The organism is Marivirga arenosa (assembly GCF_030503875.2).
Classification (GTDB): domain Bacteria; phylum Bacteroidota; class Bacteroidia; order Cytophagales; family Cyclobacteriaceae; genus Marivirga; species Marivirga arenosa.
On sequence record NZ_CP129968.2, the window covers coordinates 1403613 to 1430036 of the forward strand.

A 26424-nucleotide genomic window follows, 5' to 3' on the forward strand; every position below is an offset into this window, starting at 1 on the left:
TAAAATGTAGTGACTGATTCAAAACAGTACCCGCTAGCAAACGCTGTTTTGACCAAAACCTGCAGAGTGAAGAAATTTGACTTGTCCCACCTTAATAGGCCTTAGGTAGTACGAGTAAGTTGTTTTTCATGATTTAGTTGTTAGGGTTGATCTTTAATTATTTTTAATCTTAAAAAATTTATTTTATGAAAATGTCAAGCTTAAAAAAGAAAGTTTTAATACCGGCAGTAGCTGGTATATTAGCTTTAGGATTTTATTCTTACGATGCTTTTACTCAACAAAGCATTATTGCACCAGAAGGTGAAAAATGTGCTTGGGACTTGCAAGAAGACTGTACAAGACCTGCGGCAAAACTAAATTGTACTGGTTGTAATTAAATAGAAACAGGGGATAGCACCCCTGTTCTTATACTTAAATTCTAAAAAATTAATTATAATGAATAAGTCTTTCCTGTACCTTGCAATTATATTCTGTTTATATTCTTGTACAAAAGAAAAAAAGGATGTTGAAAATAAACCTATCAAATTAAACTTTACTTTAAAGGAAATAAAAAAAATCTCTATAAATGATTCAGTGATCAACACTAAAAATGTAGATTTTTTTATTTATGAAAATGGTATTTTTATTTATTCTGTTGAAGATTTTGATAATTTTTACGAATGCTTTTTTTATAGTTTGAATGATTCAACTAAAAATTTTAATTTAAAAATTCTTAGAGAAGGCCCCAATGGAGTAGGTAAATTAGATCTACCTATACTTCCTGAGTCACCTGATTCATTTTTTGCACTTAATACTAATTCAGAGTTTTTCCACCTCAATAGTAAAGGTGAAATTCTTAAAAAAAGTAAAATTGTGTTGCCTGATAGTATTAAAAGGCCTGAAGTGAAGGAATTTGCAAAACTTCAGAGATCAGGTGGCTATTTTATTATGGAACCTATTTCCATTAATTGGGACGGGTATTATGATAAGCACCTGACAATAAAATACGATTTTAACAGGAATAATTTTCAAACTATACTGAGTAATTACCCAGATTTTATGCGACAAGGGAATAGTTTTGGTGTTAGTAGTTGGAATTTTAGCAGAACTATCAATAAGAAGGGACATTTTTTATACAGTTTCAATTATGACCCAAATTTATATGTATTTGATGAGTTAAAATTAATCCGAAAGGTACCTACAAATATACCGGATTTAAGAGAGGGTGATAAGTCTCCAATATCGGAAGAAGCCACATTTAATGAGCAATTAGAATATTTTATGAAGAGGTCGCAATTCCTTGAACTGTATTCTGATGAAATAACAGGTAACACAGTTAGGGTCGTTCATGATGGTATGACAGATGAAAAACTAGAAGTTGATCGAAATTGGTGGGATAAAGATCTATTTATTCAAGTATTTGATTCAGATTACAATTATGTTGGATATGAAAGTTTTGAAGCGAAAAAATTTAGCTCAGCAAGCCTATTTTACCATGATGGCTTATTATATATGCCGTATCACAATAAGTCCAATGATGACACTGTAGAGGATAAATTCATTATTCATGTTTATGAAATAGAAATTTAAAATTTGTTTATTTCTTCTTTTAAAGATATTTTTTCTTTAAACAAGAATGAATGAATTAGTATTTTTTTAATAAATAATTTTCAAACAATTAAATTAAATAACTATGAAAACAAAATTTAAAACTTTAATTGCAATATCAGTTGTAGTGCTAATATCGGCTATTTATGCTTTCGAAGCATTTACAGCTGATTCAATAAGAGCAGAAACTTGTTATTATTGGGATTTGCAAACTGGATGTACTGAAAAAGCAAGGGGATTTATATGTCATTGTGAATAGTAGGGGCTGTTTATTTTATTATTTTTACGTTTAATGTCATGTTTAAATACATAATATACTTAATATGTTTAATGTCATTATTTTCATGTAGTTCCAAAACTTCAGAAAAGAATAATATCACATTAGAATCAAAAATTTTTAAAAATGACGGTAAATATTTAATTGTCCCTTTACTTTATGGTTGTGATGGTTGTGTTCAAAAAACATATGCCTTTGTTGAAGGCAATTATGCTAATATTATAAATAAAAATCACTTCTATGTGGTTTGGACACAGTTGAAAAATAAACGGCAAATCGAGAGAGAATACGATGAAAAATTTTTGAAAAAATTTATTATTGATTCATTAAATGTTTTAGGTAGTGAAGTAGATAGTTATCCTGTTTTAATTGAGGTGGAATCTGGTTATATTAATAATAAAATTACCCTTTCACCAGACAATTTGGATAGTGAGCTTAAAAGTCTAAAAAATTATTTAATTGAATAGATTTATTGGATTAGATTAATACATATAACGCAAGACTAAACAATATTTAATATCTGTTTAGTCTTGTTTTCATTTAAGTTTAAATTCGATTAACAAAGAATACAGTTACCTTATCATCGATTTAACCTTATTAAAAAATATTCTATTGGAGCCTTCATTATATGAAAAGCAAAAGTCAAAAGCTTTTAAGATATGTATTAAGATGTTTAATGAAATTAGTAATAAGAAACTTTGATTAAACCTAAAACCCTAGTTTCCCGCTGCCCAATCCCTCAATAATTCCTATCTTTACCGCATGTCCCCATTTCGAATTATTATCACATTTTTGGTGATCAGTTAAATGGGTTTGGCGCTTATTCCCAAACTGTCGATCTGCTTTAATCTATATTTACAGTGGAGGTTATATGAATTTAAACTTGGTAATTACTACTATTTTTAGAGTAGTATAATTATTCAAATAAGTTTTTAGTTTGTGACTAAAACCAATGTAATAAATTTTGCATTTACATTTTTTTTTTGATTTACGACATCAACTCAGTTAAACTATAAAATGTAGTGACTGATTCAAAACAGTACCCGCTAGCAAATGCTGTTTTGACCAAAACCTGCAGAGTGAAGAAATTTGACTTGTACTCACCTTATTAGGCCTTTGGAAGTTCAAGGAAAGTTTTTTCATGAAATAGTATATGTTGAGGTTGATGTTAATTTTTTTTAACCTTAAAATTTATTGTAATGAAAAAGAAATTAATTTTCGCTTTATCATCAGCTATTTTGGCAGGTGGCCTTTGTTTCGGAATCATGTATGAAGCAAAGTCTCAAAACACTTTCAAGCCTCCATTTTGTGATAATGGGTCAGAAAAAGGTAATCAGACCTTAGGTATTTGTTACGGTTCAGGACCTGATTGCTTCAGATGTAAAATTTTTTAGAAAAAAAATAATTTTAATGTATTATGAAAAACAAAAATTTCTTATTTTTAGTAGCCCTTTGGGTTTGTTCTTGCAATGAATTGGAACATCAAAACGAAAGTCTTGATTATCGAATTCTTAAAAAATATGAAATTGACCTAAGTTCAAGAAATCAATACATACATAGTCAACTTCAGTTTTTGGATAGCTGTACAATAGTCGCATTAGATAGAAATTTTCGAAAACTAGACATTATATCAATTTGTGACGAAAGATTTGAAAAGTCCATCTTGCTGCAAGATGACGGTTCTGACAAAGTATACCCAGTGAGCTCATTTTTTTATCATTCAGTAGATTCAATATTTTTGTTTTCGTTGGACGCACTTACTGTTCAATTGATTGATACTAGTTCTCATGTATCGAAAGAGTGGAGACTTCAAAACTTAGTTTTTCCTGATAAGGTTTTTGAACAAGTTGTGGGAAGTAATGGAATTTTTTATCCTTTTTCTTTAACTCAAAACGGTATGTTTCATCTCCCATTTAATTTTGATCAATCAAAAAATTGTTTGATTTTTAATATCACTCCACAATCAGAATTTATTGATTTCAAAGATAGAAAAACCTTTTACTCTTCGCCTTTGGTAGGAACCTATTCTTTGGAAAATAGTTCGTTCATTTCTTTCACGGGCGCTTGGCCAGAAATATATAAAGCTGATGAAACGCCAAACAACCCCTTCAATAACTTAGCGTTTGATGACAAACATAATTTTCTAGTTAATTTTTATAACTCTGACAAAGTTTTTTCAAGTGAAAAAAATGATTTCTACAGAATAAGTAGTAATTATTTTGATGAAAGATACACACTATTTTCAATAGATTCTGAGGCAGATTATACGACAGAACAAGAATTAAATGCCTTTCATAAGGACGAAGGTTACGTTAATTTAGTTTTTGATCCATTTAAACGTTTATATTATCGCATTGCTAAGCACAGTAATGATAATCTAGAGAAAGAAAATAGTCATAGAATGGAGGCAGAATGGTCAATCATTGTTTTTAATGAAAACTTCGTAGTACTAGGAGAGGTTTTAATGCCGAAAAAAAACTATAATTTTCTCCAAATATTGCCAACCAAATCTGGGTTGCTTGTTAGCAAAGAAAATATTTATTCACCAACCAATAATGAAGAGCTTTATGAATTTGACCTTATCGAAATTACTTTGTAAAATATCCGTTTTTTTTATTGTGACTTGTTCAGTAAATATAGCTGACGCTCAACAAATAGAGGAAAATTATATTTTTTACAGTCCATCTGATGCCCAAATGGGAAATTTGACGTTTCTCAATAATAATACTAAAATGTTTTCAAATGGGAATTCTCTGTTGTTGATAGGAGATAAAACTAGACATTTAGATACGCTTAATCTTAGCAATTACGGTTTTTCAAGTTTTATTCAAAATATTTCAGTTATAAATGATAGTCTTTTTTCTATCAGTACTTTAAGTGAATTCTTAAAAATTGATATTAATGAAAACCAATTTAAGGTAATAAATCAAATGAGTAAGGCAGATTTAAGGAAGCAAGATATTGATTATGACCAATTCATTTTTCTTGATGATGGTTTTTTAACCTTAAATATTAATTCGAAAAGAAAAACTATTAAGTACAAAATTGCAAAATACTCAAATCAATTCAAAAAAATAGCCGAAGAGGAATTTGAAATATCTGAAATTGATAAAAACGATTTTAGTTACAAAGCGGTATCCTATCCTCATAACTATTATTTAACCAAATCTAATTATCTCGGGTTTTCCTTGAAGGAAGGAAAAGCTTTTATCTTATTGGATTTAATTTCTTTTAATCTTAAAAAGATTGATTTACAAAATCTTACTACACCTGAAGAAGGAATAGAAATATTTTATAACAGAGCTGATGATTCCTATTACATGGTTAAATATAATGCATTAGGTAACCAAAAATCTAGATTAACTATTTATGATGTTGATCCATTTACTTTCGACCACTACAAATTAAATGAACTAGAAATTGACGTGAAAAAGGTTCGAGGTGGATTCCATAATGGGAAAATGTTGCTAATGGATGATTTTAAAGGATCTTTAGGCTTCTATTTAGTACCTATAAATGATTTACATAAGATATGAAGTACTTGAAAATAATAATTCTTTTTTTGCCTTTATTTTCTTGCTCTGAAAGAAGTAATGTTGAGTTATTCTTTGACGAAGAACTTAAAATACAGGCTGAAAATAGAAAAGGGCAATTCTATTATTTCATTAACACCCAATCATGCAGTGGCTGTTTGGAGATAAATAATCTTTTCCTCTTAGAAAATGAATTAGACTTTTTAAATCTGGTTTTTATAGGAGATATGGAGAATAGAGGCTTTTTTAATAGACAAGATTACAATCTTAATAATTGGTCCATAAAAGAAATTAAAGAACGAAGCTTTTTTAAATATAATATCTACACAAATGATCCTTTATTAGTTAAGTTTAATGAAGAGGGAGAGTTAAAATATGCTGAAAATATAGATGTTAGTCAGATCGGAATTTTGAAAAATCTAAAAAATTAATTTATCTCTTTAAACCAAGGCAGAAAATTGTATTATTATGTGTTATCCAAGACCTACATATGCAACTCTATAATGTGACAGACAAGGGTTTGATGATTGTGTTAACTTACCTAAAGAGCCTTGAGATCATAAAATAATAGTAAATTAATTATTTACTGATAATGTAAGGGGTGGTAAATTCCACTCCTTACATATGATTTGATTAAACCAATGGAAATAAAAAAAATATTCTTTCTCTTAATAATAACATTCTTCATTTATTCCTGTAGTGATAAAATTGATTCTTCTAAGGAGCCCAAGATTAAAGTTGCACGAAGCTTTCTGGAATTAAAAGTTAATGATAGTACTTCAAACATAAGCAGAGGACTGCAAGCCTTTAATAATGAAGGCCATGAGATATTATTTAATATTAACTGGGGACTAAATAGTTTGCAGATATATAATTTGGAGGATAGTAAATTAATAAAAGAGATTTTTTTTGAAACGGAGGGAGAGAAATCCGTAGGAAGAATTTTTGGATTTCATGTTCATTCTTTAGATAGTATATTTCTATTCAGTCAGAGAACTTCTGATTTTTCTATTATTGATACTGCTTATAATATTAAAGATAAGATTGAATATACCGCACCTGATGTGTATTCAAATGCTTTTGTCCATAATTCTTATTTCTTGAGTACACCAATACTTATTGATAACAAATTGATAGTAAAAACACACATTCAGGGTAACTATCGATCTATGACTAATGCTGAATTAGAAAAAAAATCAATCTCTTATTCAGTAGATATTAAGAGTGGAGAAACAGAATTATTAGTTCAAAAATATCCTGAGGATTACTTGAATGAAGGGCTTAAGTTTTACGAGTACAGCATGGCAGGTCATGAGGACCAAATAGTTTTCTCTTTTTTTGGAGATCATAGGCTATTTTATACTTCAAAGGAAGATGAAAATAAACTTCAGTCTACTGTAGCGAAGAGTAAATATTTAGCTGATAAATTACCATTATTTCCCGTGAATGGGGCCAGGGAAGAAACATATGAATACTTATTTGCAAGTGATCACTATGAAAGTCTCCTTTATGATAAGTACCGAGATCTTTATTATAGGTTTGCTTATCCACAGCAGAAGTTTGAAAATATAGAAGACTTACAAAGATTTAGGGATGCCCCTGACTCTTTTTCACTGATGATTTTAGATGGAGACTTAAACATCCTAGAGGAAATACTTTTTGATGAATCTAGATTAGTACCTAATAACGTTTTTGTAGGAAAAAAAGGACTGTATATCTCAACAAGCCATCCTCTAAATCCAGAAATGAAAGAGGATAAAATGATTTTTGATTTAGTAGAAGTAAAAATGTAATAAATAATCGAAAGGAATTATTTCTGCTGGCTTTAGAAAAAAGAAATATTTGAACAGACTAAATAGGTAGTTTTCAACTTCTTGATCAGACAATAATTCCTATCTTTACCCCATGACCCCATTTCGAATTATAATTGCGTTTTTAGTCGTCAGTTTAATGGGTTTAGCCTTGATCCCAAAGCTGTCAGTCAACCTTAACCCTACTTATCAGACCCCTGAAATAAGTATCCAGTTCAGTGTTCGTAATGCAGATCCTACGCAGGTAGAAAAATTAGCTACTGCACCATTAGAAAACATATTGTCGCAATTGAGAGATCTCGATGAGCTCAATTCACAATCACGCTATGGAAGCGGTAATATCACGCTTCGCTTCTCCAAAAATGCCGATTTAGCCTATAAACGTTTTGAAGTAGCCACCTTAATTCGTCAGCTGTATCCTCAATTAGATGAAAAAGTAAGCTATCCGATTTTGCGTAGCAGTGGGGGCGATGAAGAAACAGAGAATAGTACGATTTTACGTTACACGGTACGAGGGCCGTTCGCCTCATATCGGATCAAAGAAATTACTCAAGAGTCCATCATTAAGCCTCTGCAAAATATTCCGGGAATTGAATCCCTTCCGGTCTACGGAGCCAATAGTTTGCAGCTCAGTATCAAATTTCATCCTGCAAAAATAGAAGCCTACGGCCTAAGTACGGCCGATTTGAGAAATGTAATTCAACAAAGTGGTCAATTGAAGTATCCGGGCTTAGCCCAAAGTGCCGGAAATGAAAAGTATGTATTGATACTTGATCAGAGGTTCAGCGATATAAAAGAGATAGGTTCGCTTAAGGTAACTAATCAGAAAAGCGGCCATGGCTATCGCTTAAAGGAATTAGCGGATATTAATCTTGAAGAGCAACAGCCAAACAGTCATTACCGAATTAATGGTGAGAACTTTGTGACGCTAACGGTTGAGGCCAGAAAAGGGGTGAACCGTATAAATCTTGCAAGAGAAGTGAAATCCAGGCTAAAAAGCATCGAAAGTAAGCTGCCGGAAGGTATTGCCTTGCGTTTGGTGTATGACGATACTGAATACCTGGAGAAAGAGCTCGACAAGTTATACGAGCGCTCCATTTTATCGATAGGTATACTCATCTTTTTTATCTTTTTAATTAACAGAAATTGGCGCTATCTGCTAGTGCTTTTTGCTGGTATATTTGTTAATGTTTCTTTATCGATCATAGGCGTTTGGGCCTTGGATATTGAAATTCATCTCTACTCTTTAGCCGGCTTGACCATTTCCTTTGGTTTAATAGTAGATAACGCCATTGTGATGATCGATCACATTCATAAATACAAGAACAGGCATCTGTTCCTTGCCTTATTGGCGGCTTCACTGACCACAATTGCAGCACTTTTATTGGTTTTTTTATTACCGGAAGAACAAAAAATGAATCTTGTAGATTTCTCAAAAGTGGTCGCCTTACTTCTTGGAGTCTCTCTTTTGGTCGCTTTATTTTTTACTCCTGCGCTTTATGCACTTTTATTCAATTCATTTAATCGAAATTTCAAAGGAAATAGCTTAAGGCAATTAAGGAGGAAGGTTCGTTGGTTCCAGAGATATTCGAGCGCAATTCATTGGTCGGCCCGCTATCGCAAAAGCTTTTTTGTAGTTTTATTACTGGCTTTCGGTCTTCCGATTTTCATGCTTCCGGCTAAATGGGAAGATCATGAATGGTACAATAAGATCATCGGATCAGATATTTATCAGGATGATATTCGTCCAATATCTGATAAATGGTTAGGGGGAAGTTTACGACTTTTTGTCCGGAATGCCTATGAGCGATCAAGCTACAGGCAGAACGAGAAAACCCGTCTTTATCTGACAGGGAGATTGCCTTATGGTAATACTATCGAGCAGATGAATACGATCATGAAGGATTTCGAAGAATTTCTGCTCAAGCAGGAAGGAATTGATATTTTCACTACTCAAATCTATTCTGGCCAGTATGGTCGAATTGAGATCATTTTCAAAGAAGATTATGAGAAATCTGCATTTCCCTATCAGCTGAAAGCACGACTGTCATCAAGAAGTACCAATTGGAGCGGAGTGCAATGGAGTGTGTATGGGGTGGGGCAGGGCTTCTCCACCGGTTCCAGTGACCGAATTCCTTCTTTTAGGGTTAATTTAAAAGGATATAATTATTTTGAATTGGAGAATCAAGCTGATAAGCTTGCTGCCATGCTTCTTAAACATCCTAGGATACAAGAGGTGAATACCAATGAACGGATGAGTTGGCGAGATCAGAAAAGTAAAGAGTATATCATTCGTCCAGACTTGCAGGAATTAGCTTTTCACAATATTAGCTTGTCGGAATTTACGAATGCCATAAGAATGCATGCTCCAGCTAATGCAGCCTCTACATATCTACCGATCAATGGTGAGCAGTATCCTGTGGTTTTAGTATCTAGCCAGGCTAATAATTTCGATAAATTTGCGTTGGAACAATATAATCTCGATTACGATGGGAAGAGAATTCCAAGCAGTAATTTAAGTAAGTTGCAATTGGAGAGCACAGTAAATGCCATCTACAAAGAAAACCGGAGTTACATTAGGGTGTTGAGCTTTGAATATTACGGCTCTTCTCGTTTTGGAAGTAAGTATTTAGATGAAGTTTTAGCATCCTACGATCAAATTAAGCCACTTGGTTATAGTGCTGAAGAGCAGTCATTTAGTTGGGGATCAGATGCCGCTAAAAAGCAATATTCCTTGTTGTTGCTACTAATAGTGGCTATTTTCTTTATCTGCAGCATTTTGTTCGAAAGCTTCAAATTGCCTTTTTACATCTTACTTCTCATACCACTTTCATTTATCGGGCTTTTTCTGACTTTCGGTTGGTTTGAGTTTTACTTCGACCAGGGAGGATATGCTGCCTTTGTGATGTTGGGCGGTTTAACGGTGAATGCAGGCATCTATATTCTTTATGATTTTAAGAATAGAAAGGTACAAAACAGCAGAGGTTTTCTAAAATCTGTAAGTACGAAAGCAGCTCCGATATTATTAACCATTTTCTCTACCTGCTTTGGATTGGTTCCATTTGTAATGAACGGGCAAAATGAAGTCTTTTGGTTCTCTTTAGCAGTGGGGACGATTGGTGGACTGATATTTTCTATGATCGGAGTATTCTTCTTTTTTCCGTTGCTAGCAATCAATAAGAAGTAAAAGTTGATTCAATAAAACAATATTAAAAAAAGCTAAGCAATTTGGTTTGTAAATCCGCTAACCTAAGCTAGCGGATTTTATATGTTTTATGATTTTAAAGCAGCCACACCCGGAAGTTCTTTGCCTTCCATGTATTCTAATAATGCACCGCCACCTGTAGATACATAACTTACTTTGTCTCCATATCCTAAAGTATTTACTGCTGCTGCAGAATCACCGCCACCAATTAATGAGAAGGCCCCATTTTCGGTTGCTTTCACTACGGACTCAGCTATTGCTTTTGTACCTTTTGCAAAGTTTTCCATTTCGAAAACTCCCATTGGTCCATTCCATAATATAGTTTTCGATTCTTCTACAGTTTTTTGAAATATAGCAGTGGCTTCGGGTCCAATATCTAATCCCATCCAGCCATCTTCTATTGCGTGGTTTTGGGCAATTTTAGTGTTAGCATCATTAGCAAAATTGTCAGCTACAATAGAATCTATTGGTAATTTTAATTCAACTCCTTGCTCTTTAGCTTTTTGAATAAGTTCGTTTGCTAAATCTAATTTATCTTTTTCTACTAACGAGTTTCCGATTTTACCACCCATTGCTTTAAAGAATGTATAAGACATTCCTCCCCCAATAATTAAGTTGTCAACTTTAGGTAATAGCTTTTCTATAATTTGAATTTTATCAGATATTTTAGCACCTCCCATAATGGCAGTATATGGCTTCTCTGCTTTTTCTAGTACTTTATCAGCATTTTCAATTTCAGCTGCCATTACAAAACCAGCCATTTTATCTTCAAAGAATTGCGCTACTACTGTAGTAGAGGCATGCGCTCTGTGAGCTGTACCAAAAGCATCATTTACATATACATTTCCTAATTTAGATAAAGCTTTTGCAAACTCTTCATCACCTTTTGTCTCTCCTTTGTGAAAACGAACATTTTCTAATAATAAAACTTCACCGTTTTGAAGTTTTTCAACCGCCTGTTCAGCTTTTTCACCTATGGTATCTTCACTAAAATGTACCTTTGCACCATAAGCCTTTTCTAAATCTGCAACAATATGTTTTAATGAAAATTTGTTTTCGGGACCGTTTTTAGGTCTTCCAAGGTGAGACATAAGGACTGCTTTTCCGTTATCATCCAATATTTTTTTGATTGTAGGTACAGTCGCTTTTATTCTCGTATCATCCGTAACTTTAAAATCTGCATTAAGTGGAACATTTAAATCTACTCTTACTAATGCCGTTTTGTTATGAAATGAAAAATCTTTTACAGTTTTCATGGAGTTTTGTTTAATAGTTATAATTCAGTCTTTTACTGCTGCTCTTCGCAGTCTGTCATTTATTGCTTTTCCTAAACCAATAGAAGGAACTTCTTCTGTAATTATTATATCTATTTCGCTTTCATCTAATGTACGTAGATGTGAAAATAAGTTTTTTGCAGCCTCGTGCATATTATCTGATTTGGTAAGTTGTAACGAGACTTTTACATTTTTATCATACAGCTTAGAATAAGAAAGGATACCGATTTTTTTATTTTTATTTGCCGTTATAAGCTCTGGGATATTCCCTAATAATATGTTTTTTGTAGGAGCGTAATGGCTTTTTAACATTCCTGGTGCATCAGGCTCTGAACTGGAATGAGGGAGTACTTTAACTTTACCAATCACTTTTTCAATTTCTTGAATATCTAATCCACCTAAGCGATAAATGATAGTTTCATTATCCTCAAATCCAACTATGGTTGATTCAATTCCAACTTCACTAATAGCACCCTCTAAAATATAAGGTATTTTATCACCTAATTGTTTTTCTACATGTTGAGCACTTGTTGGGCTTATGTATCCAAAAGGATTTGCACTGGGTGCAGCAAGCGGGTAGTCTAATGTTTTAAGTAATGCTAATGCTTTCGGGTGGTTAGGGATTCTGAAAGCGGCTCTTTTTAATCCAGAACAAGTAAGGTCTGGAATTTTATTATTTCTATCTAATAATAAGGTTAGAGGCCCAGGCCAAAAAGCATCCGCTAGTTTAATAGCATTATTTGGGATTTCAGTGACATATTCTCTGATAGCATCAATACTATAAGAATGTAGAATTAAAGGATCGAAATGAGGTCTGTTTTTTACTTCGAAAATTTGACTCACCACTTCAGCTTTCAACCCATTTCCAGCTAATCCATATACCGTTTCTGTGGGCAAACCAATCAACCGATCCTGATCAAGGTATTCTTTCGCTTTAATTATGTCACTATTTATTTCTGCCATCATTAATGTGCGAATTTAAGTTAATTTTTTATTGATGTCACAGATTTATAAATTGAGAATGATATATTTATAATCAAAACCTATAAAACAGAAAATTATGAGCAGAAAGTCAAGAAATTTAATGAAGCTAATTGCGATTATAGTTATTCTAGTTCTGGTATTTATGGAGTTGAATATTATTGCTATACCTGCGCTTGCCCCTTATAAATTTTGGTTAAGCGTAGTAGCTTTCGGTATGGTTTTAATTGCCTCTCGTTAAAGATTTAATATTATATGTATGAAAGGGAGTAAACACATTACTCCCTTGTCATTATTTACAAAACTTTTCTATTGCTTCTATCGCATCTTGAAAACCTCTGTTTTTTGCTTTTATAAGGTCATCACATCCTCCTTCTTTATTTCCGGTATTAATTTTGATAAATCCTGCCCAGTAATAACTTTCTCCACTTTCTGGATTTATTTTCAAACTTAACTGTAATAAGCTATCAGACTTATTAAATGATCCAAATTGCAAAAGAGTTTTGGCACTGTTGAGATATGGTATATGATTATTTGGTGAAAGTTTAATTGCAAAACGGTTATCTTCAAGTGCTGCATCATATTGTTTTAATTCAAATAATGCGGATGCTCTGTTGATGTATAAATCTGCAGTATTTGGCCTTAAATCTATTGCTTTGTTGTAATCTAATAATGCTTTTTCGTAATTTTCTCTCTGTAAATGTACATTTCCCCGATTATAATACGGCTTATAATTTGATGAATCAATAATGATTGCTTTTGTGAAATCTTCAACGGACTTTGAATAATCTAATAATTGAAGATAGGCGACACCTCTCATATTGTATGCATCTGCATTATCATTATTTTTAGAAATGACCCTATTTAAGTAATCTATAGCCTCTTTGTAATTTTCGGCTTGCATCTTTTTCCTACTTTCTTGCATTAACTCCTCTTCTGACGGGCTGCATGAGATTAGAATTGTTGAACTTATTAGTAATAAAATTGCGTTAACCTTAGACATATGTTTAAACATTAATTGTTGTAAAATATTAAAAACCTTACATGGATGACATAATTAGTATTTGTGCTACTTACGGTAAAAAAAACCGTTTTACATTTGTATTAAGCTTTACGATTCATTTATTCAAATGGGCGTAATTTTAAGGTTGATAGTTTACCCCGGTTTGGTTCACCGGGGTTTTTTTATGCCCTGTCAATTCTTTCAACCTTATCGAATTCCATTATAAAATCTATTCCAAATGCCTGTGCTGGGGTGAAGTATCCAGATAAATTAGTCTTTTCTAACTTTAGAGCAGCTTTTAAAGCTGTTTCTGCTGTAAGCTTATAAGCCTCTGGAGTTATTAATTCTGCGGATACTTTTTCTCCCTTACCATTTACCAAGTTTCCTAAAACGTATGTTTTTCCATTTTCTAATCTTTCTTCAGATGGTCCCGTTACTGAATTTTCTATTTTTCTTCTTACGAATTTTTGAATCCAACTAATACCCAATAAGAATTTAAGATATCTATACTTTTTGATGTTATTTATCATTTTCTTACTAGCTCCACTAAAAACTTTTATGTTGGGTATGCTAGTTTGGGTGTATGCCGTCATCAAATCTCCCCATGGAATAGTCATACAGCTTTGTTTTTTATGAGCGAATTCTATTTCTTTAACTTCATACGCTAAGGGGACATTTTTTAATTCTCCATTCTCTCTGATAAAACCTCCTTTAGAAACATTTTTAGCCATGGTGACTGCTGTTCCTCTAGACATTCCCGTTTTTGATCCTACAAATGCTAGTTCCAACTTATTTCCATCAGGTAGCTTATTTTTTAAATATCCAGCAAGACAATCTGTAGGTACTACATCGAATCCAATACCAGGAATTAATGCAATACCAGCTTTTTTTGCTTCCTCACTATATTTTATCACATCCTCAAATACCCATATTTCACCTGTTATATCAAGATAATTTGTTTTACTCTTTATGCAGGCTTCCACCATAGGTTTTGCAGTTTCAGAAAATGGCCCAGCACAATGTATTACAGTATCAAAATCCTTCAATAAATCCTCAAGCTTATCACTTTCATTCAGATTAAGGATATGTCTTTTAAAGCCTGTTTCTTGGCTTAATTGAGTAATTGCCACATCATTTCTTCCTGCTATGTCAACCTTTATGTTTTGCTTTACAGCTTCTTTAGTTATTAGTCTGCCAGTATAACCATTTGCGCCATAAATCAATATTTTATATTCCATTAATAATATCTTTTGTTTTTGATACCATTCTTAAAATCGAAGGTTCATTTGTTAAATCTTTAATTCTATCTAATTCAACCCATTGAAAGTCATTACTCTCTGAATTTATAGAAGTTTCTTCTATTTCATGGCAAAAATAAGCAAACCTTACGTCATAATGCTCATGTTGTGGTATTCCTTTTCTTTCCGGTATAGTATGAATATCAATATCAAATATAGATTCCGATATTCGCTGCAAATTATTGTGCCCTGTTTCTTCTGAAGCTTCCTTTCTTGCAACCTTTTCTAAATTTTCATCACCATCGGCATGCCCACCGGCTTGTAGCCATTTATTTAGTTTTTTATGATGAAGTAATAATACTTGCTGTGAAATTGGATTTATAATCCATGCTGAAGCAGTAAAATGTCGGTCTAAATTATCCCTTAAAAATGCTTTGGAACCCTTGCTTTGATAAAGCTTTTGCATTTTTAATTTATATTTTTTTTCAACTTCTGTTTTTGGCAGGTATTGATTTAATAATTCCATTTTTTAAAAATCAGACAAAAAAAAAGCCATCTATTAAGATGGCTCACAATTTAGTTTAATAATATTTATTGTAATACAAGTGTTAATGTGATACTTGTTTCGTTGTCAGTAGCTTTCGGAAAAGGACCAGAGTAGCTTAAAGTAAGATCACCAGTTTCTTTATTTACATTTCCTATTGATAACTCTCCTCCAGGAGTTAAAGTTATAACATCAAGATTGTCGTTTAAATCAAAACTTCCGCTACTATCCAAAACCTCTGCATGATTCAAATTAGAATCTGTGAAAGTAGCTAATCCAGTAACTGAATATGTTTTATTGTCAGCATTAAAATTAATAGTTACGCCTGTTATATCAGTGTCTAAAACATTTGCACCAACAATAGCCCAAGTACCGCTAATTTCTTCTAGTTTTTCTTCTTCTGGAGTAGGTTCATTTCCCTTCTTTTTACAAGAACTGAAAACGACCGTGAATGAGATTGCTAATAGTGCAATAAGTTTAATGTTACTTTTCATATTTAATTAGTTAATAGTGCTGTATTTTAAAGTTTAAAAGTCCGAATTATTGTTTATAATTCAATAAAATTTTTAAATTTTATTTTATCGAATTAAATAACTACCAATATTAATGATTTTTTTTGCAAAATCATTGTATTCATCCAGTTCATTGGAGGCAATTAAAAGCATTCTTTTTTGTTTTGTCCTCTTTATCAAATCTTTATACCAAGCAATTCCTTTAATATCTAAATGGGAAGTAGGTTCATCTAGCAAAAGTATTTCTGATGAATAACAACAACTCAGGATTAGTTTTAATCTTTGCTGCATTCCTGATGAAAACTCCTGTACATTCTTGTTTATACTTTTACTTAGATTAGCTCTCTCTATTTCTTCATCTAGATTTATACCTACTAAAAGTTTTTTAAATTTTGAATGAAATTCAAGATGTTCCTTTAAAGTAAATTCCTCAATTAGTTCAAGATATGGAGCAGTTATTCCTAGAATTTGATGAATATTATCCTTATCTATTTTTTTTTTATTCTCAAAAATGCTTACTGTACCTTTACTTGCAGGAATTACTCCTGCAATAATTTTCATGAACGTTGATTTACCACTTCCATTTTCACCAGTGATAGCATAAACATTATCTGATTCGAATGTATAACTAAAGTTTTCGAATAGTTTATTTTTAGGATATTTTTTTGAAAGGCCTTCAATAACTAATTGCATACAATCGATTTAGGCTTTAAACCTCACTTTAAGGAGATGATTAATTCCCATATCCCTTCATAATACCCCTTTCAGATTTTCTTACAAAGGCTGTAATATTGTCTCTTTCTTCACTACTTCTAATCAGCGTTTCTATATTTTCTAGTGCCTCAGCATTATTTTTACCACTTAAATATAAGCTTCTGTAAATTTCCTGAATATCGTTAATTCTTTCATTGCTAAAACCTCTTCTTCTTAGACCAACTGAATTTATTCCGCAATACGTAAGAGGTTCTCTTGCTGCTTTAACGTAAGGAGGGACATCTTTTCTTACTAATGAACCACCCGATATCATGACATGACTACCAATTTTAACAAATTGATGAATTGCAGTTGCTCCGCCTATGATGGCCCAATCATCAATTGTAACATGACCGCCAACCTGAACGGAATTCACCAAAATACAATTATTTCCTATAACGCAATCATGCGCTATATGGACATATGCCATAATTAAAGATTTAGAACCTATTTTAGTTACGAGTCTATCTTTTGTACCTCTACTGATGTTTACATATTCTCTAATAACCGTTTCATCACCAATTTCAGTAGTGGTTTTTTCACCTTCAAATTTTAAATCCTGAGGTATTGCTGAAATTGTAGCGCCAGAATATATTTTGCAGTTTTTTCCAATTCTTGCTCCTTCATTAATGGTTACATTTGGGCCAATCCAAGTACCATCGCCTATTTCAACATCTTTATCAATAAAGGTAAATGGCTCAATTATAACATTTTTACCAATTTTAGCTTCTGGGTGGATGTAATTAAGTGATTTATTCATGTAATATTTTTATTTGTCAATTCGCAAATTGACTATTCTTCTTCTTTTTTAACAATTCTGGCAGTAAGTGTTGCCTCGCTAACAACGCTATTACCTACATACGCATATCCTTGCATTTTGGCTATACCCCTTTTAATAGGAGCTAGTAATTCACATTTTAGGATTATTGTATCTCCAGGTCGAACCATCTTCCTGAATTTGCAATTATCGATTCCTAGAAAATATGTCCAATAATCTGCAGGTTCATCCACACTACTTAATACCAGTATTCCACCTGTTTGAGCCATAGCTTCAATCTGTAATACTCCAGGCATTACAGGGTTTCCGGGGAAATGACCTTGAAAAAAGGGTTCATTGATCGTAATGTTTTTAATTCCTATTACCGTTTTATGATCCTGATGTATGATTTTATCAACTAACTGAAATGGATATCTATGTCTTAACATTGAAGAAATCCCTTCAATATCCATTACAGGTTCAGCATTAGGGTCATATTTTGGTGCTGACTTCTCAGATTTTTTAATGTACTTTTTAATTTTCTGAGCAAAAGCAACATTTGTGGAATGTCCTGGTCTGGCAGCTAGAATTTGACCTTTAATTGGTCTTCCTACTAAAGCAAGATCTCCTACAACATCCAAAAGTTTGTGACGAGCAGGTTCATTTTTAAATCGAAGTTCTATATTATCTAATATTCCCTCTTCTTTGACTTCAATGTCAGGTTTGTTAAATATTTCTGCTAATTCTTTTAATTCCTTTTCTGAAACCAGCTTATCTACCACAACAATGGCATTATTTAAATCACCACCTTTTATTAAGTTATTATTATATAGCTGTTGTAATTCATGTAAAAAGACAAAAGTTCTACAGGTTGAGATTTCGTTCTTAAAATCAGCAATATTATTTAATGAAGCATGTTGACTTCCTAAAACCTTCGAATTATAGTCAATCATAACCGTCACTCGGTAGTCATCAACCGGCAATAGCGCCATTTCTACATTCTTCTCATCATCTTGTAGGAATAGGCTTTCAGGTATTTCGAAGAAATTTCTCAAAGCATTTTGCTCTTCTAAGCCCACTGATTCAAGTGCTTCATAAAATAATTTAGCACTACCGTCCATAATTGGAGTTTCAGGTCCGTCTACTTCAATTAATACATTGTCAATCTGAAGACCTACTAAAGCTGATAAGACATGTTCCACTGTGGAGACTCTAGCATCACCTTTTGCTATTGTAGTTCCTCTTGAAGTATCAACAACTAAGTCAGCGTCTGCTTCAATAATGGGTTTACCCTCAAGATCTATTCTTTGGAATTTTATTCCGCTATCAATTTCATCGGGTTTAAATGTTAGAGTTACTTTATGGCCTGTATGAAGACCTACTCCGGAAACACTAATGGCCTTTTTTATTGTATGCTGCTTATTGTACATTTAGATTCCTTTTTCAGTGGGCAAATTTAAAACTATTTTTTCCAATTGCTGAACTTGCTGATGTAATTCTGGCAGTTTTCTGAATAGGGCGTTAGATTTTAAATACTGCTTATGCTCTATGCCATGCATTCCAGTGATAATAGTATTTGGTTTTTTAATAGTTTTGGATACTCCAGATTTTGCACTTATTGTGGTGTAGTCTGATATTTCTATATGGCCTACTATTCCTACTTGTCCTGCAAGGACACAATTCTTTCCCACCTTAGTTGAACCCGAAACACCAGCTTGTGAAGCAATAACTGTATTTTCTCCTATCTCCACATTATGTGCGATTTGCACCTGATTATCAATTTTAGCCCCTTTTTTAATAATGGTTGAACCTAAAGTGGCACAATCAATGGTTGAGTTAGCTCCAATACTTACATTATCTTCAATAATCACATTTCCTAATTGTGGTATTGTTTTATAAGTACCGTCCTCCTGTGGAGCAAATCCAAAGCCATCACTCCCAATAACAGTGCCCGCTTGGATATTACAGTTCTGACCTATTTTACAATCAGCATATATTTTTACTCCTTGGAAAATAATGGTATTATCTCCGATTTCTACATTGTCACCAATATGCGCTTGAGGATAAATCTTTACATTATTACCGATTTTTACATTATTTCCAATATAGGAGAATGCTCCTCTGTAAATGTTGTCACCAGTTTCACTTTTTTCACCAATAAAACTAGGTTCTTCTATGCCAGTTTTCGCATAAGCCATAATTTTACTGTATTCTTCCAGTAATTTAGTGAAAGCTGAATAAGGATCCTTTACTCTTATTAATGCTGGTTTAATATCTTTTTTAGCTGAAAAATCTTCTTTTACAATGATTGCTGCAGCTTCTGACTTGTATATGTGATTTTCATATTTTTCATTGGATAAAAAGCTGATTGTTTTAGCTTTTCCATCTTCTATTTTACCTAGATTATCTACTAATCTTTCACCATCTCCTTCAACACTTCCACCAATCATTCCGGCTATTTGGTTTACACTAAATTCCATTTATTGCATATAAAGTTGTAATAATTTACAAAGATACGGTTTTAGGCAGGCATAGATAATATTTTTTAACTATTTTACTCATAGCTTTAATATTTGGTAAATCCGCTGCTTGGGCAATATCAAGTAATTCCCCTTTCTTATTTAGAATTTTTATGCTTTTTCCACCTAATACATAGGCTGCATTGGTTACCTCTCCATGCGAAATAAAGAATGCAGCTTCTTTATTTAAGAGGCTAAATTTTTGAGATATTTTGCTTTTAATACTACTTATTTCAGTTTTTTTCAAAGGTTCATTATCTAATTTAATTTTAAAAAGATCTCTTTGAAGAAGTCTTGAACTAAGGTTTTTCAATACTTTATCTTTATTATTTCCCCATATTTTAATGGCATGCCAAATATCAGAATCATCCAACATTGAAAATTTATGAACGATTTCAGGGTTATCTTGAAATTCTTCCAGTGAGAAATCATTTTCCAAGAAATATCTTAAAGCTGGAGAAATATTATCTAAACTGTGCACTTCTTTAGCTCTACTAATTAAATGCACCAGCATTCTTTCGGCACTCAAAGCAGTTTTATGAAGATAGACTTGCCAATACATTAATCTTCGAGCATTTAAGAAGTTTTCTATGCTATAAATAGCTTTTTCTTCCACTACAATTTCGTCCTCTATTACATTTAAATGACTTATAATACGCTCAACGCTAATATTGCCTTCCGATACACCAGTGTAAAATGAATCTCTATTTAAATAATCAAGTCTGTCAACATCAAGCTGACTTGAGATCAATTGATGGAAGAACCTTCTTTTGTAAGTATTTTTAAACATTGCAATTGCGGTGTCGAGCTGACCAGAAAATTGTTTATTTAGAATTTTCATGAATTGCAATGATATATTTTCATGGGTTATTCCTTTAATTAAACTATATTCCAATGCGTGCGAAAATGGTCCATGGCCAATATCGTGCAATAAAATAGCGATTTGAGCAGACTCATATTCAAGATCATTTATGCTTACTCCTTTTTCTTTAAGCTGATCTAAAGCTAATCCCATTAAATGAGTTGCCCCCAAAGCATGATGAAAACGAGTATGGGTAGCTCCTGGATAAACAAGTTCACTCAAACCTAACTGTCTTATCCTGCGTAAGCGTTGGAAATATGTATGGTTAAATATTTTAAAAAGTAATTCACTTTTTATAGTAATGAAACCGTAAATAGGATCGTTAACCTTTTTTAACTTTTTCAAATCAATTAATTTTAAAGGCTCAAATATATAATATGCAAAACTATCAAATCTTATGGGCAGATGACGAAATCGATCTGCTAAAACCCCACATTATTTTTTTAGAAAACAAAGGTTATCAAATTACTCCAGTAAATAATGGTTCTGAGGCAGTAGATTTATGTAAAGAGCAAAAATTTGACATCGTTTTTCTTGATGAGAATATGCCTGGGATGACAGGTTTGGAGACTTTAAGTTTAATTAAAAGTAATAGTCCTAATCTTCCGGTGGTGATGATTACCAAAAGTGAAGAAGAATATATAATGGAGGAAGCGATCGGTTCTAAAATTGCTGATTATCTCATTAAACCCCTTAATCCGAATCAAATTTTGCTTTCAGTCAAAAAAATATTGGATAATCAACGCTTGGTAGCTGAAAAAACTAATCAAAGTTACCAACAGGATTTTAGAAACATCAGTATGGCTTTTGGCGATGATATGGATCATGCTGAATGGGCAGAGATGTATAAAAAATTAGTTTTTTGGGATTTAGAGATTGATCAAACTGATGACCACAGTATGTCTGAAGTATTGTCAATGCAACATGTGGAGGCTAATACTAACTTCGCAAAATTCATTGATGATAATTATGAATATTGGTTAAATGAAGGGCAAGATGAAGCCCCTTTATTAAGCCATCAGCTAATGGAGCAAAAGGTTTTTCCGCAACTGGGAGAAGAACCAGTTTTTTTTATTGTAATTGATAATTTAAGGTTTGATCAATGGAAGCTAATTGAACCTGAAATTTCAAAATATTTCAATATTAATGAAGAAGATAACTACTATTCCATTTTACCTACCACAACAGCCTATGCAAGAAATTCAATATTCTCTGGATTGCTACCGGATGAGATGGCTAAAAAGCATCCGGATTTATGGGTAAATGAAGATGATGATGAAGGTAAAAATAATTTTGAAGATAAATTTTTAGAAAGACAACTAAAGCAAAAGAATCAAGATGTAAAATTTACTTATAATAAAATAGTAAACGTTAACCAGGGGAAGCAGGTATTAGATCAGGTATCTAATATGATGGATCAAGAATTAAATGTATTAGTCTACAATTTTGTGGATATGCTTTCACATGCTCGTACAGACATGAAAATGATTCGTGAATTAGCCCCAGATGAATCAGCTTATCGATCATTAACAAAAAGCTGGTTTATGCACTCTCCTTTATTAGATTTACTAAAAAGAGTATCCTCAAAAAAGGCAAAAGTAATTATCACAACAGATCATGGTACAATACGGGTTAAAAAGCCATTTAAAATTGTTGGGGATAGAAATGTTAATAGTAATCTAAGATACAAGCAAGGTAAGAACTTAGGCTACAAAGCTAATAATGATGTGTTAGAAGCCACCAAACCAGAAAGATTTCATTTACCTAAAATAAATGTGAGTACTTCTTATGTATTCACTAAAGGAGAAAGCTTTTTTGCTTACCCCAATAACTATAATTATTACGTAAATTATTTTAAAGATACCTTTCAGCATGGAGGAGTTTCAATGGAAGAAATGATTATTCCCATTATTTCATTAACTTCGAAAGATGGAAAGTGATATTTCAGAAAATATTTCTTATTCGGACGTAAGTTTAGATCAGCTCCCTTCATTAATACCTGAAATCTATGATTTTGGCAAAGATGAAAACATCTGGCTTTTTAAAGCTCAAATGGGAGGAGGTAAAACCACTTTTATAAGTAATTTATGCACTTTTTTAGAAGTGGAAGATCATGTAAGTAGTCCAACTTTTGGATTGGTGAATGAATATTACTCTGATAAAGTTGAAGAAATATATCATTTTGATTTTTATAGAATTAAAAATGAGCAAGAAGCGTTTGAAATAGGAGTAGAGGAATATTTTTATTCTGATAAACTATGTTTAATTGAATGGCCCGAAATGATTCCATCATTTATTCCAGATCAATTTTTACTGATAGAAATAGAGCTTTCTGATGATCGAAATAAAAGGAATTTTAAAATAAGTAAGCATGGCTAAGGAAATCTCTAGAACGGGCTTTGATGTTTTAGCAAGAAAAGGAGCTTTATATCCACAAGAAGAACTATTAGCTGTTAAAAAAGGGAAAAATTCCATGCAAATCGGAATTCCAAATGAAATTTCTTTACAAGAAAAACGTGTGCCATTAACCCCAGGTGCAGTTGCTTTGCTTTCAAATAATGGTCATGAAATAATTGTTGAAAGTGGAATGGGACTAAGTAGTAATTTCACTGACAATGAGTATAGTGATGCCGGTGCAAAGATAGTGTATTCCGCTAAGGAAGCTTTCGAGGCACAATTAGTTGTAAAAATTGAGCCCCCTACGCAAGAGGAAATTGAATTATTTAAGCCGGGTAGTTTTTTGATTTCTGCACTTCAATTGGGGCAATTGAATAAAGAATACTTTCTTTCCTTAAATAATAAGAGAATTAATGCTATTGGTATTGAATTGATTGAGGATAAAGTGGGAGGGATGCCAGTAGTGAGAGCAATGAGTGAAGTTGCAGGTATTTCTGCTATCCAAATAGCTACTGAGTTGCTAAGTAATCTAAATGATGGAAAAGGAATTATACTAGGAGGAATTACTGGAGTTAGGCCGACCAAGGTGGTTATTTTAGGTGCAGGAACAGTTGGCGAATATGCTGCAAGAGCTGCATTAGGATTGGGAGCTAATATCGAAATTTATGATAATCATCTTTATAAATTAAGAAGGATTAAACACGCTTTAGGTCAACCAGTTCATACCAGTACATTGGACACTGTGATGTTAAGTGAATCTTTAACAGAGGCAGATGTTTTAATTTGTGCAATTAGGGCTGAAAAGGGACGTAATAGATGCATAGTTACGGAAGAAATGGTGATGAACATGCGTAAAAATGCTGTAATTATTGATGTTAGTATTGACCAGGGGGGCTGTGTAGAAACTTCAGAGGTAACATCTCATGATAACCCAACCTTTAAAAAGTTTGATGTAATCCATTATTGCGTACCAAATATAGCATCAAGGGTGTCAAGAACTGCAAGTAATGCTGTAAGTAACATTTTAACCCCTATGTTGTTGCAAGCTGGTGATGTAGGAGGGATAGAAGAAATGATTTTCACGCATTCCTGGTTTATGAAAGGAGTTTATACCTATAAAGGAAGCCTCACCAATATGCATCTAGCCAAAAAATTTGATTTGAAATATAAGGAATTAAGTTTATTGATGGCTGCCAGATTTTAAGCTGATTCTATTATTTCAACTATCACTTTGCCATTTTTTAGTGCGTTTGCTGATTCAAATTAAGAACACATTACTCAATAATTTTTAATTAAAACCTGTGAGACAGACAGGTTTTCTGCAATAATGACAGGATTGCGCCTATATGGCGGTAAGCATTTAAACGTTTAATATTTTTTCAAAATAATTCAAAATTCTTTAAACAATTCACCTAACTAGTTGGTTTACAGTAGTATATTTTTCCAATAAATTTATTTAAAACTTGTTTTGACATCATTTTCAGTGATTGATGCATAATGCTTGCATGTGACACACTGTAATTGAGTCATTTTTTATTTAAACAATATAATTATACATATGAAAGTACTTGTAATAGGAGCAGGTAACATGGGTTTAGCATATGCTAAAGCCTTAGTGAAATCAGAATTTCTTTCTAATCATAATTTAATGATTTCAGATACCAGCCCTGAGAAGACAGAAGAATTAAAGAAAATTAGTCGTTTTGATGTTTATACTAATCTGTCAGATTGTTTACCAAAAGCAGATATAATCTTTATTGCAGTTAAGCCATATCATGCTGAAGAATTATTTTCTGAATTGAAGCCAATGATGTCACCAGATCAAATTGTGATTTCAATTATGGCGGGTGTTACAATTCAGAGTATGAAAGATGGATTAGGAATAACTAAAGTGGTAAGAGCTATGCCTAACTTACCAGCTCAAGTTGGTAAAGGGTTAACATCATTCACAGCTTCTGATGAAGTATCAAGATTAGAGCTTTCAACTGTAGAAAACTTATTGGATACTACTGGTAGATCAGTAAGATTAGATACAGAAAATGACGTAGATGCATCTACTGGAATTTCTGGTAGTGGACCTGCCTATGTTTTCTATTTTATGCAATCTATGATGGAAGCTGCTCAGAAAATGGGATTCTCGGATCACGATTCAAAAGTATTAGTTGGTCAAACCTTTGAAGGAGCTGTAGAATTATTTAATAAATCTGACTTAAGTCCTAAAGAGTGGATGACGAGAGTAGCATCCAAAGGAGGAACAACACGAGCAGCACTTGATTCAATGGAGGATAATAACATTAATAGTCTTATTGAAGAAGCGGCTCATGCAGCCTTTAATAGAGCAGTTGAATTAGGAAAAGAATCATAAACCCTGTCAATTGTGAAAAAACATTCAAAAAGAGTAGTAGTAAAAATAGGTACTAATGTGATGACCAATAAGGATAATCGCATTGTAGTACCTATCCTAAAAAGAATTGTAGATCAAGTTGCACGTCTTTATGAAGAAGATGTAATGTGCGTACTTATTTCTTCAGGTTCTGTGATTGCAGGTAAAGAAGTATTGGATGATAATGAGATTGATAATCTAGATAATCCTGAACAGAGAAGACAAGTATATTCGGCTGTAGGTCAACCAAGAATGATGCGTCATTATTACAGTATTTTCCATGATTATGGAATGCGCTGTGCGCAAGTATTGGCTACTAAAAGGGATTTTGATTTTGGTAGACACAGAGATAACATGATCAATTGTTACGAAGGTTTATTAAGTCAAGGAATTGTTCCTATTGCCAATGAGGATGATGCAGTTTCACTTTCAATGTCAATGTTTTCCGATAATGATGAATTGGCGAGCTTAGTGGCTGAGTTGGTGAAAGCAGATACTTTGATTTTATTGACGGATACAGATGGTATCTATGATGGACACCCAGATCACGATGATTCTAGCTTGATTAGAACGGTAACCACTGATCAAAAAGTTGAGCAATTTGTTCAAGAATCGGACAAAGGTGAAGGAGAAGGCCGAGGAGGAATGGAATCAAAAATTAATGTTGCTAAAGGTGCAGCATCGAAGGATATCACAACTTATATCGCAAATGGTAAGAGAGAAGATGTGATTATTGATATAGTTCATGGGAAAGATGTAGGAACTAGAATTTACAAAGAAGACTAAAG

General features: G+C 32.7%; 27 protein-coding genes. 16 read left to right on the top strand and 11 right to left on the bottom strand.

Annotation, left to right across the window (positions count from 1 at the left end; translation table 11 throughout):
- Positions 1-185 precede the first annotated feature (185 nt).
- The 10 genes from QYS47_RS06075 (at position 186) to QYS47_RS06120 (ending at position 10395) form a co-directional block, all read left to right on the top strand.
- Positions 186-377 carry a hypothetical protein gene (locus QYS47_RS06075; RefSeq protein ID WP_322348050.1) on the top strand — a complete coding sequence of 64 codons (192 nt, stop codon included), beginning with the start codon at positions 186-188 and terminating at the stop codon, positions 375-377.
- A 58-nt stretch (positions 378-435) separates the two neighbouring features.
- Positions 436-1569: a DUF4221 family protein gene (locus tag QYS47_RS06080; RefSeq protein ID WP_322348051.1), complete on the top strand. Its 1134-nt coding sequence runs from the start codon at positions 436-438 to the stop codon at positions 1567-1569.
- Between the two features lie 103 nt (positions 1570-1672).
- Positions 1673-1846, top strand: a complete 174-nt coding sequence (locus tag QYS47_RS06085; RefSeq protein WP_302127265.1) for a hypothetical protein — start codon at positions 1673-1675, stop codon at positions 1844-1846.
- 71 nt (positions 1847-1917) lie between these two features.
- Complete coding sequence (locus QYS47_RS06090; protein ID WP_322348052.1) at positions 1918-2331, top strand: hypothetical protein; 414 nt, start codon at positions 1918-1920, stop codon at positions 2329-2331.
- A 732-nt stretch (positions 2332-3063) separates the two neighbouring features.
- Positions 3064-3258, top strand: coding sequence for a hypothetical protein (locus QYS47_RS06095; protein ID WP_302127263.1), 195 nt, complete (start codon positions 3064-3066; stop codon positions 3256-3258).
- A 23-nt stretch (positions 3259-3281) separates the two neighbouring features.
- Positions 3282-4463, top strand: a complete 1182-nt coding sequence (locus tag QYS47_RS06100) for a DUF4221 family protein (protein ID WP_322348053.1) — start codon at positions 3282-3284, stop codon at positions 4461-4463.
- A 19-nt stretch (positions 4464-4482) separates the two neighbouring features.
- Positions 4483-5400 (top strand): hypothetical protein, encoded by a 918-nt coding sequence (locus QYS47_RS06105; protein ID WP_322348054.1) that lies wholly within the window; start codon positions 4483-4485, stop codon positions 5398-5400.
- The gene (locus QYS47_RS06110; RefSeq protein ID WP_322348055.1) at positions 5397-5828 is read left to right on the top strand and encodes a hypothetical protein; all 432 of its coding nucleotides are present in this window, start codon (positions 5397-5399) and stop codon (positions 5826-5828) included. The genes QYS47_RS06105 and QYS47_RS06110 overlap by 4 nt, the downstream gene beginning before the upstream one ends.
- Before the next feature lie 210 nt (positions 5829-6038).
- Positions 6039-7190, top strand: coding sequence for a DUF4221 family protein (locus tag QYS47_RS06115; protein WP_322348056.1), 1152 nt, complete (start codon positions 6039-6041; stop codon positions 7188-7190).
- Between the two features lie 112 nt (positions 7191-7302).
- Positions 7303-10395 carry an efflux RND transporter permease subunit gene (locus QYS47_RS06120; RefSeq protein WP_322348057.1) on the top strand — a complete coding sequence of 1031 codons (3093 nt, stop codon included), beginning with the start codon at positions 7303-7305 and terminating at the stop codon, positions 10393-10395.
- Between the two features lie 86 nt (positions 10396-10481).
- Here QYS47_RS06120 and QYS47_RS06125 read toward each other — a convergent pair whose 3' ends face one another.
- Positions 10482-11669 carry a phosphoglycerate kinase gene (locus QYS47_RS06125; RefSeq protein ID WP_322348058.1) on the bottom strand — a complete coding sequence of 396 codons (1188 nt, stop codon included), beginning with the start codon at positions 11667-11669 and terminating at the stop codon, positions 10482-10484.
- A 24-nt stretch (positions 11670-11693) separates the two neighbouring features.
- The gene (locus QYS47_RS06130) at positions 11694-12653 is read right to left on the bottom strand and encodes an L-threonylcarbamoyladenylate synthase (protein WP_322348059.1); all 960 of its coding nucleotides are present in this window, start codon (positions 12651-12653) and stop codon (positions 11694-11696) included.
- Between the two features lie 94 nt (positions 12654-12747).
- Between QYS47_RS06130 and QYS47_RS06135 the strand changes: the two genes are divergently transcribed.
- A complete protein-coding gene (locus QYS47_RS06135; protein ID WP_302127252.1) occupies positions 12748-12909 on the top strand; it encodes a hypothetical protein in 162 nt (53 codons plus the stop codon).
- A 51-nt stretch (positions 12910-12960) separates the two neighbouring features.
- Here QYS47_RS06135 and QYS47_RS06140 read toward each other — a convergent pair whose 3' ends face one another.
- The 9 genes from QYS47_RS06140 to QYS47_RS06180 all read right to left on the bottom strand — a co-directional run bounded on the left by QYS47_RS06140 (position 12961) and on the right by QYS47_RS06180 (position 21201).
- On the bottom strand, positions 12961-13671 hold the full coding sequence (locus QYS47_RS06140) for a tetratricopeptide repeat protein (RefSeq protein WP_308357348.1): 711 nt from the start codon (positions 13669-13671) through the stop codon (positions 12961-12963).
- Positions 13672-13853: 182 nt separating this feature from the next.
- Positions 13854-14909 (bottom strand): saccharopine dehydrogenase family protein, encoded by a 1056-nt coding sequence (locus QYS47_RS06145; protein WP_322348060.1) that lies wholly within the window; start codon positions 14907-14909, stop codon positions 13854-13856.
- Complete coding sequence (locus QYS47_RS06150; RefSeq protein ID WP_322348061.1) at positions 14899-15435, bottom strand: NUDIX hydrolase; 537 nt, start codon at positions 15433-15435, stop codon at positions 14899-14901. The genes QYS47_RS06145 and QYS47_RS06150 overlap by 11 nt, the downstream gene beginning before the upstream one ends.
- A 65-nt stretch (positions 15436-15500) precedes the next feature.
- Positions 15501-15947 carry a hypothetical protein gene (locus QYS47_RS06155; RefSeq protein WP_302127246.1) on the bottom strand — a complete coding sequence of 149 codons (447 nt, stop codon included), beginning with the start codon at positions 15945-15947 and terminating at the stop codon, positions 15501-15503.
- Positions 15948-16031: 84 nt separating this feature from the next.
- On the bottom strand, positions 16032-16658 hold the full coding sequence (locus tag QYS47_RS06160) for an ABC transporter ATP-binding protein (protein ID WP_302127245.1): 627 nt from the start codon (positions 16656-16658) through the stop codon (positions 16032-16034).
- 40 nt (positions 16659-16698) lie between these two features.
- Positions 16699-17478 (bottom strand): acyl-ACP--UDP-N-acetylglucosamine O-acyltransferase, encoded by a 780-nt coding sequence (lpxA, locus tag QYS47_RS06165; RefSeq protein ID WP_302127244.1) that lies wholly within the window; start codon positions 17476-17478, stop codon positions 16699-16701.
- A gap of 32 nt (positions 17479-17510) precedes the next feature.
- Positions 17511-18905: a bifunctional UDP-3-O-[3-hydroxymyristoyl] N-acetylglucosamine deacetylase/3-hydroxyacyl-ACP dehydratase gene (locus tag QYS47_RS06170; protein ID WP_322348062.1), complete on the bottom strand. Its 1395-nt coding sequence runs from the start codon at positions 18903-18905 to the stop codon at positions 17511-17513.
- Complete coding sequence (gene lpxD, locus QYS47_RS06175) at positions 18906-19955, bottom strand: UDP-3-O-(3-hydroxymyristoyl)glucosamine N-acyltransferase (protein WP_322348063.1); 1050 nt, start codon at positions 19953-19955, stop codon at positions 18906-18908.
- Positions 19956-19980: 25 nt separating this feature from the next.
- A complete protein-coding gene (locus QYS47_RS06180; RefSeq protein WP_322348064.1) occupies positions 19981-21201 on the bottom strand; it encodes an HD domain-containing protein in 1221 nt (406 codons plus the stop codon).
- Between the two features lie 32 nt (positions 21202-21233).
- On the opposite strand from QYS47_RS06180, the gene porX reads away from it, so the two are divergent.
- The 5 genes from porX to proB all read left to right on the top strand — a co-directional run bounded on the left by porX (position 21234) and on the right by proB (position 26422).
- Positions 21234-22796, top strand: a complete 1563-nt coding sequence (gene porX / locus QYS47_RS06185; RefSeq protein ID WP_308357342.1) for a T9SS response regulator signal transducer PorX — start codon at positions 21234-21236, stop codon at positions 22794-22796.
- Positions 22786-23235 (top strand): tRNA (adenosine(37)-N6)-threonylcarbamoyltransferase complex ATPase subunit type 1 TsaE, encoded by a 450-nt coding sequence (gene tsaE, locus QYS47_RS06190; RefSeq protein WP_308357341.1) that lies wholly within the window; start codon positions 22786-22788, stop codon positions 23233-23235. Before porX ends, tsaE begins: the two co-directional genes overlap by 11 nt.
- A complete protein-coding gene (locus QYS47_RS06195) occupies positions 23228-24457 on the top strand; it encodes an alanine dehydrogenase (protein ID WP_308357340.1) in 1230 nt (409 codons plus the stop codon). Before tsaE ends, QYS47_RS06195 begins: the two co-directional genes overlap by 8 nt.
- 354 nt (positions 24458-24811) lie before the next feature.
- On the top strand, positions 24812-25618 hold the full coding sequence (gene proC, locus QYS47_RS06200; RefSeq protein WP_322348065.1) for a pyrroline-5-carboxylate reductase: 807 nt from the start codon (positions 24812-24814) through the stop codon (positions 25616-25618).
- Positions 25619-25630: 12 nt separating this feature from the next.
- Complete coding sequence (gene proB, locus QYS47_RS06205) at positions 25631-26422, top strand: glutamate 5-kinase (protein WP_302103926.1); 792 nt, start codon at positions 25631-25633, stop codon at positions 26420-26422.
- The last annotated feature ends 2 nt before the right edge of the window (positions 26423-26424 follow it).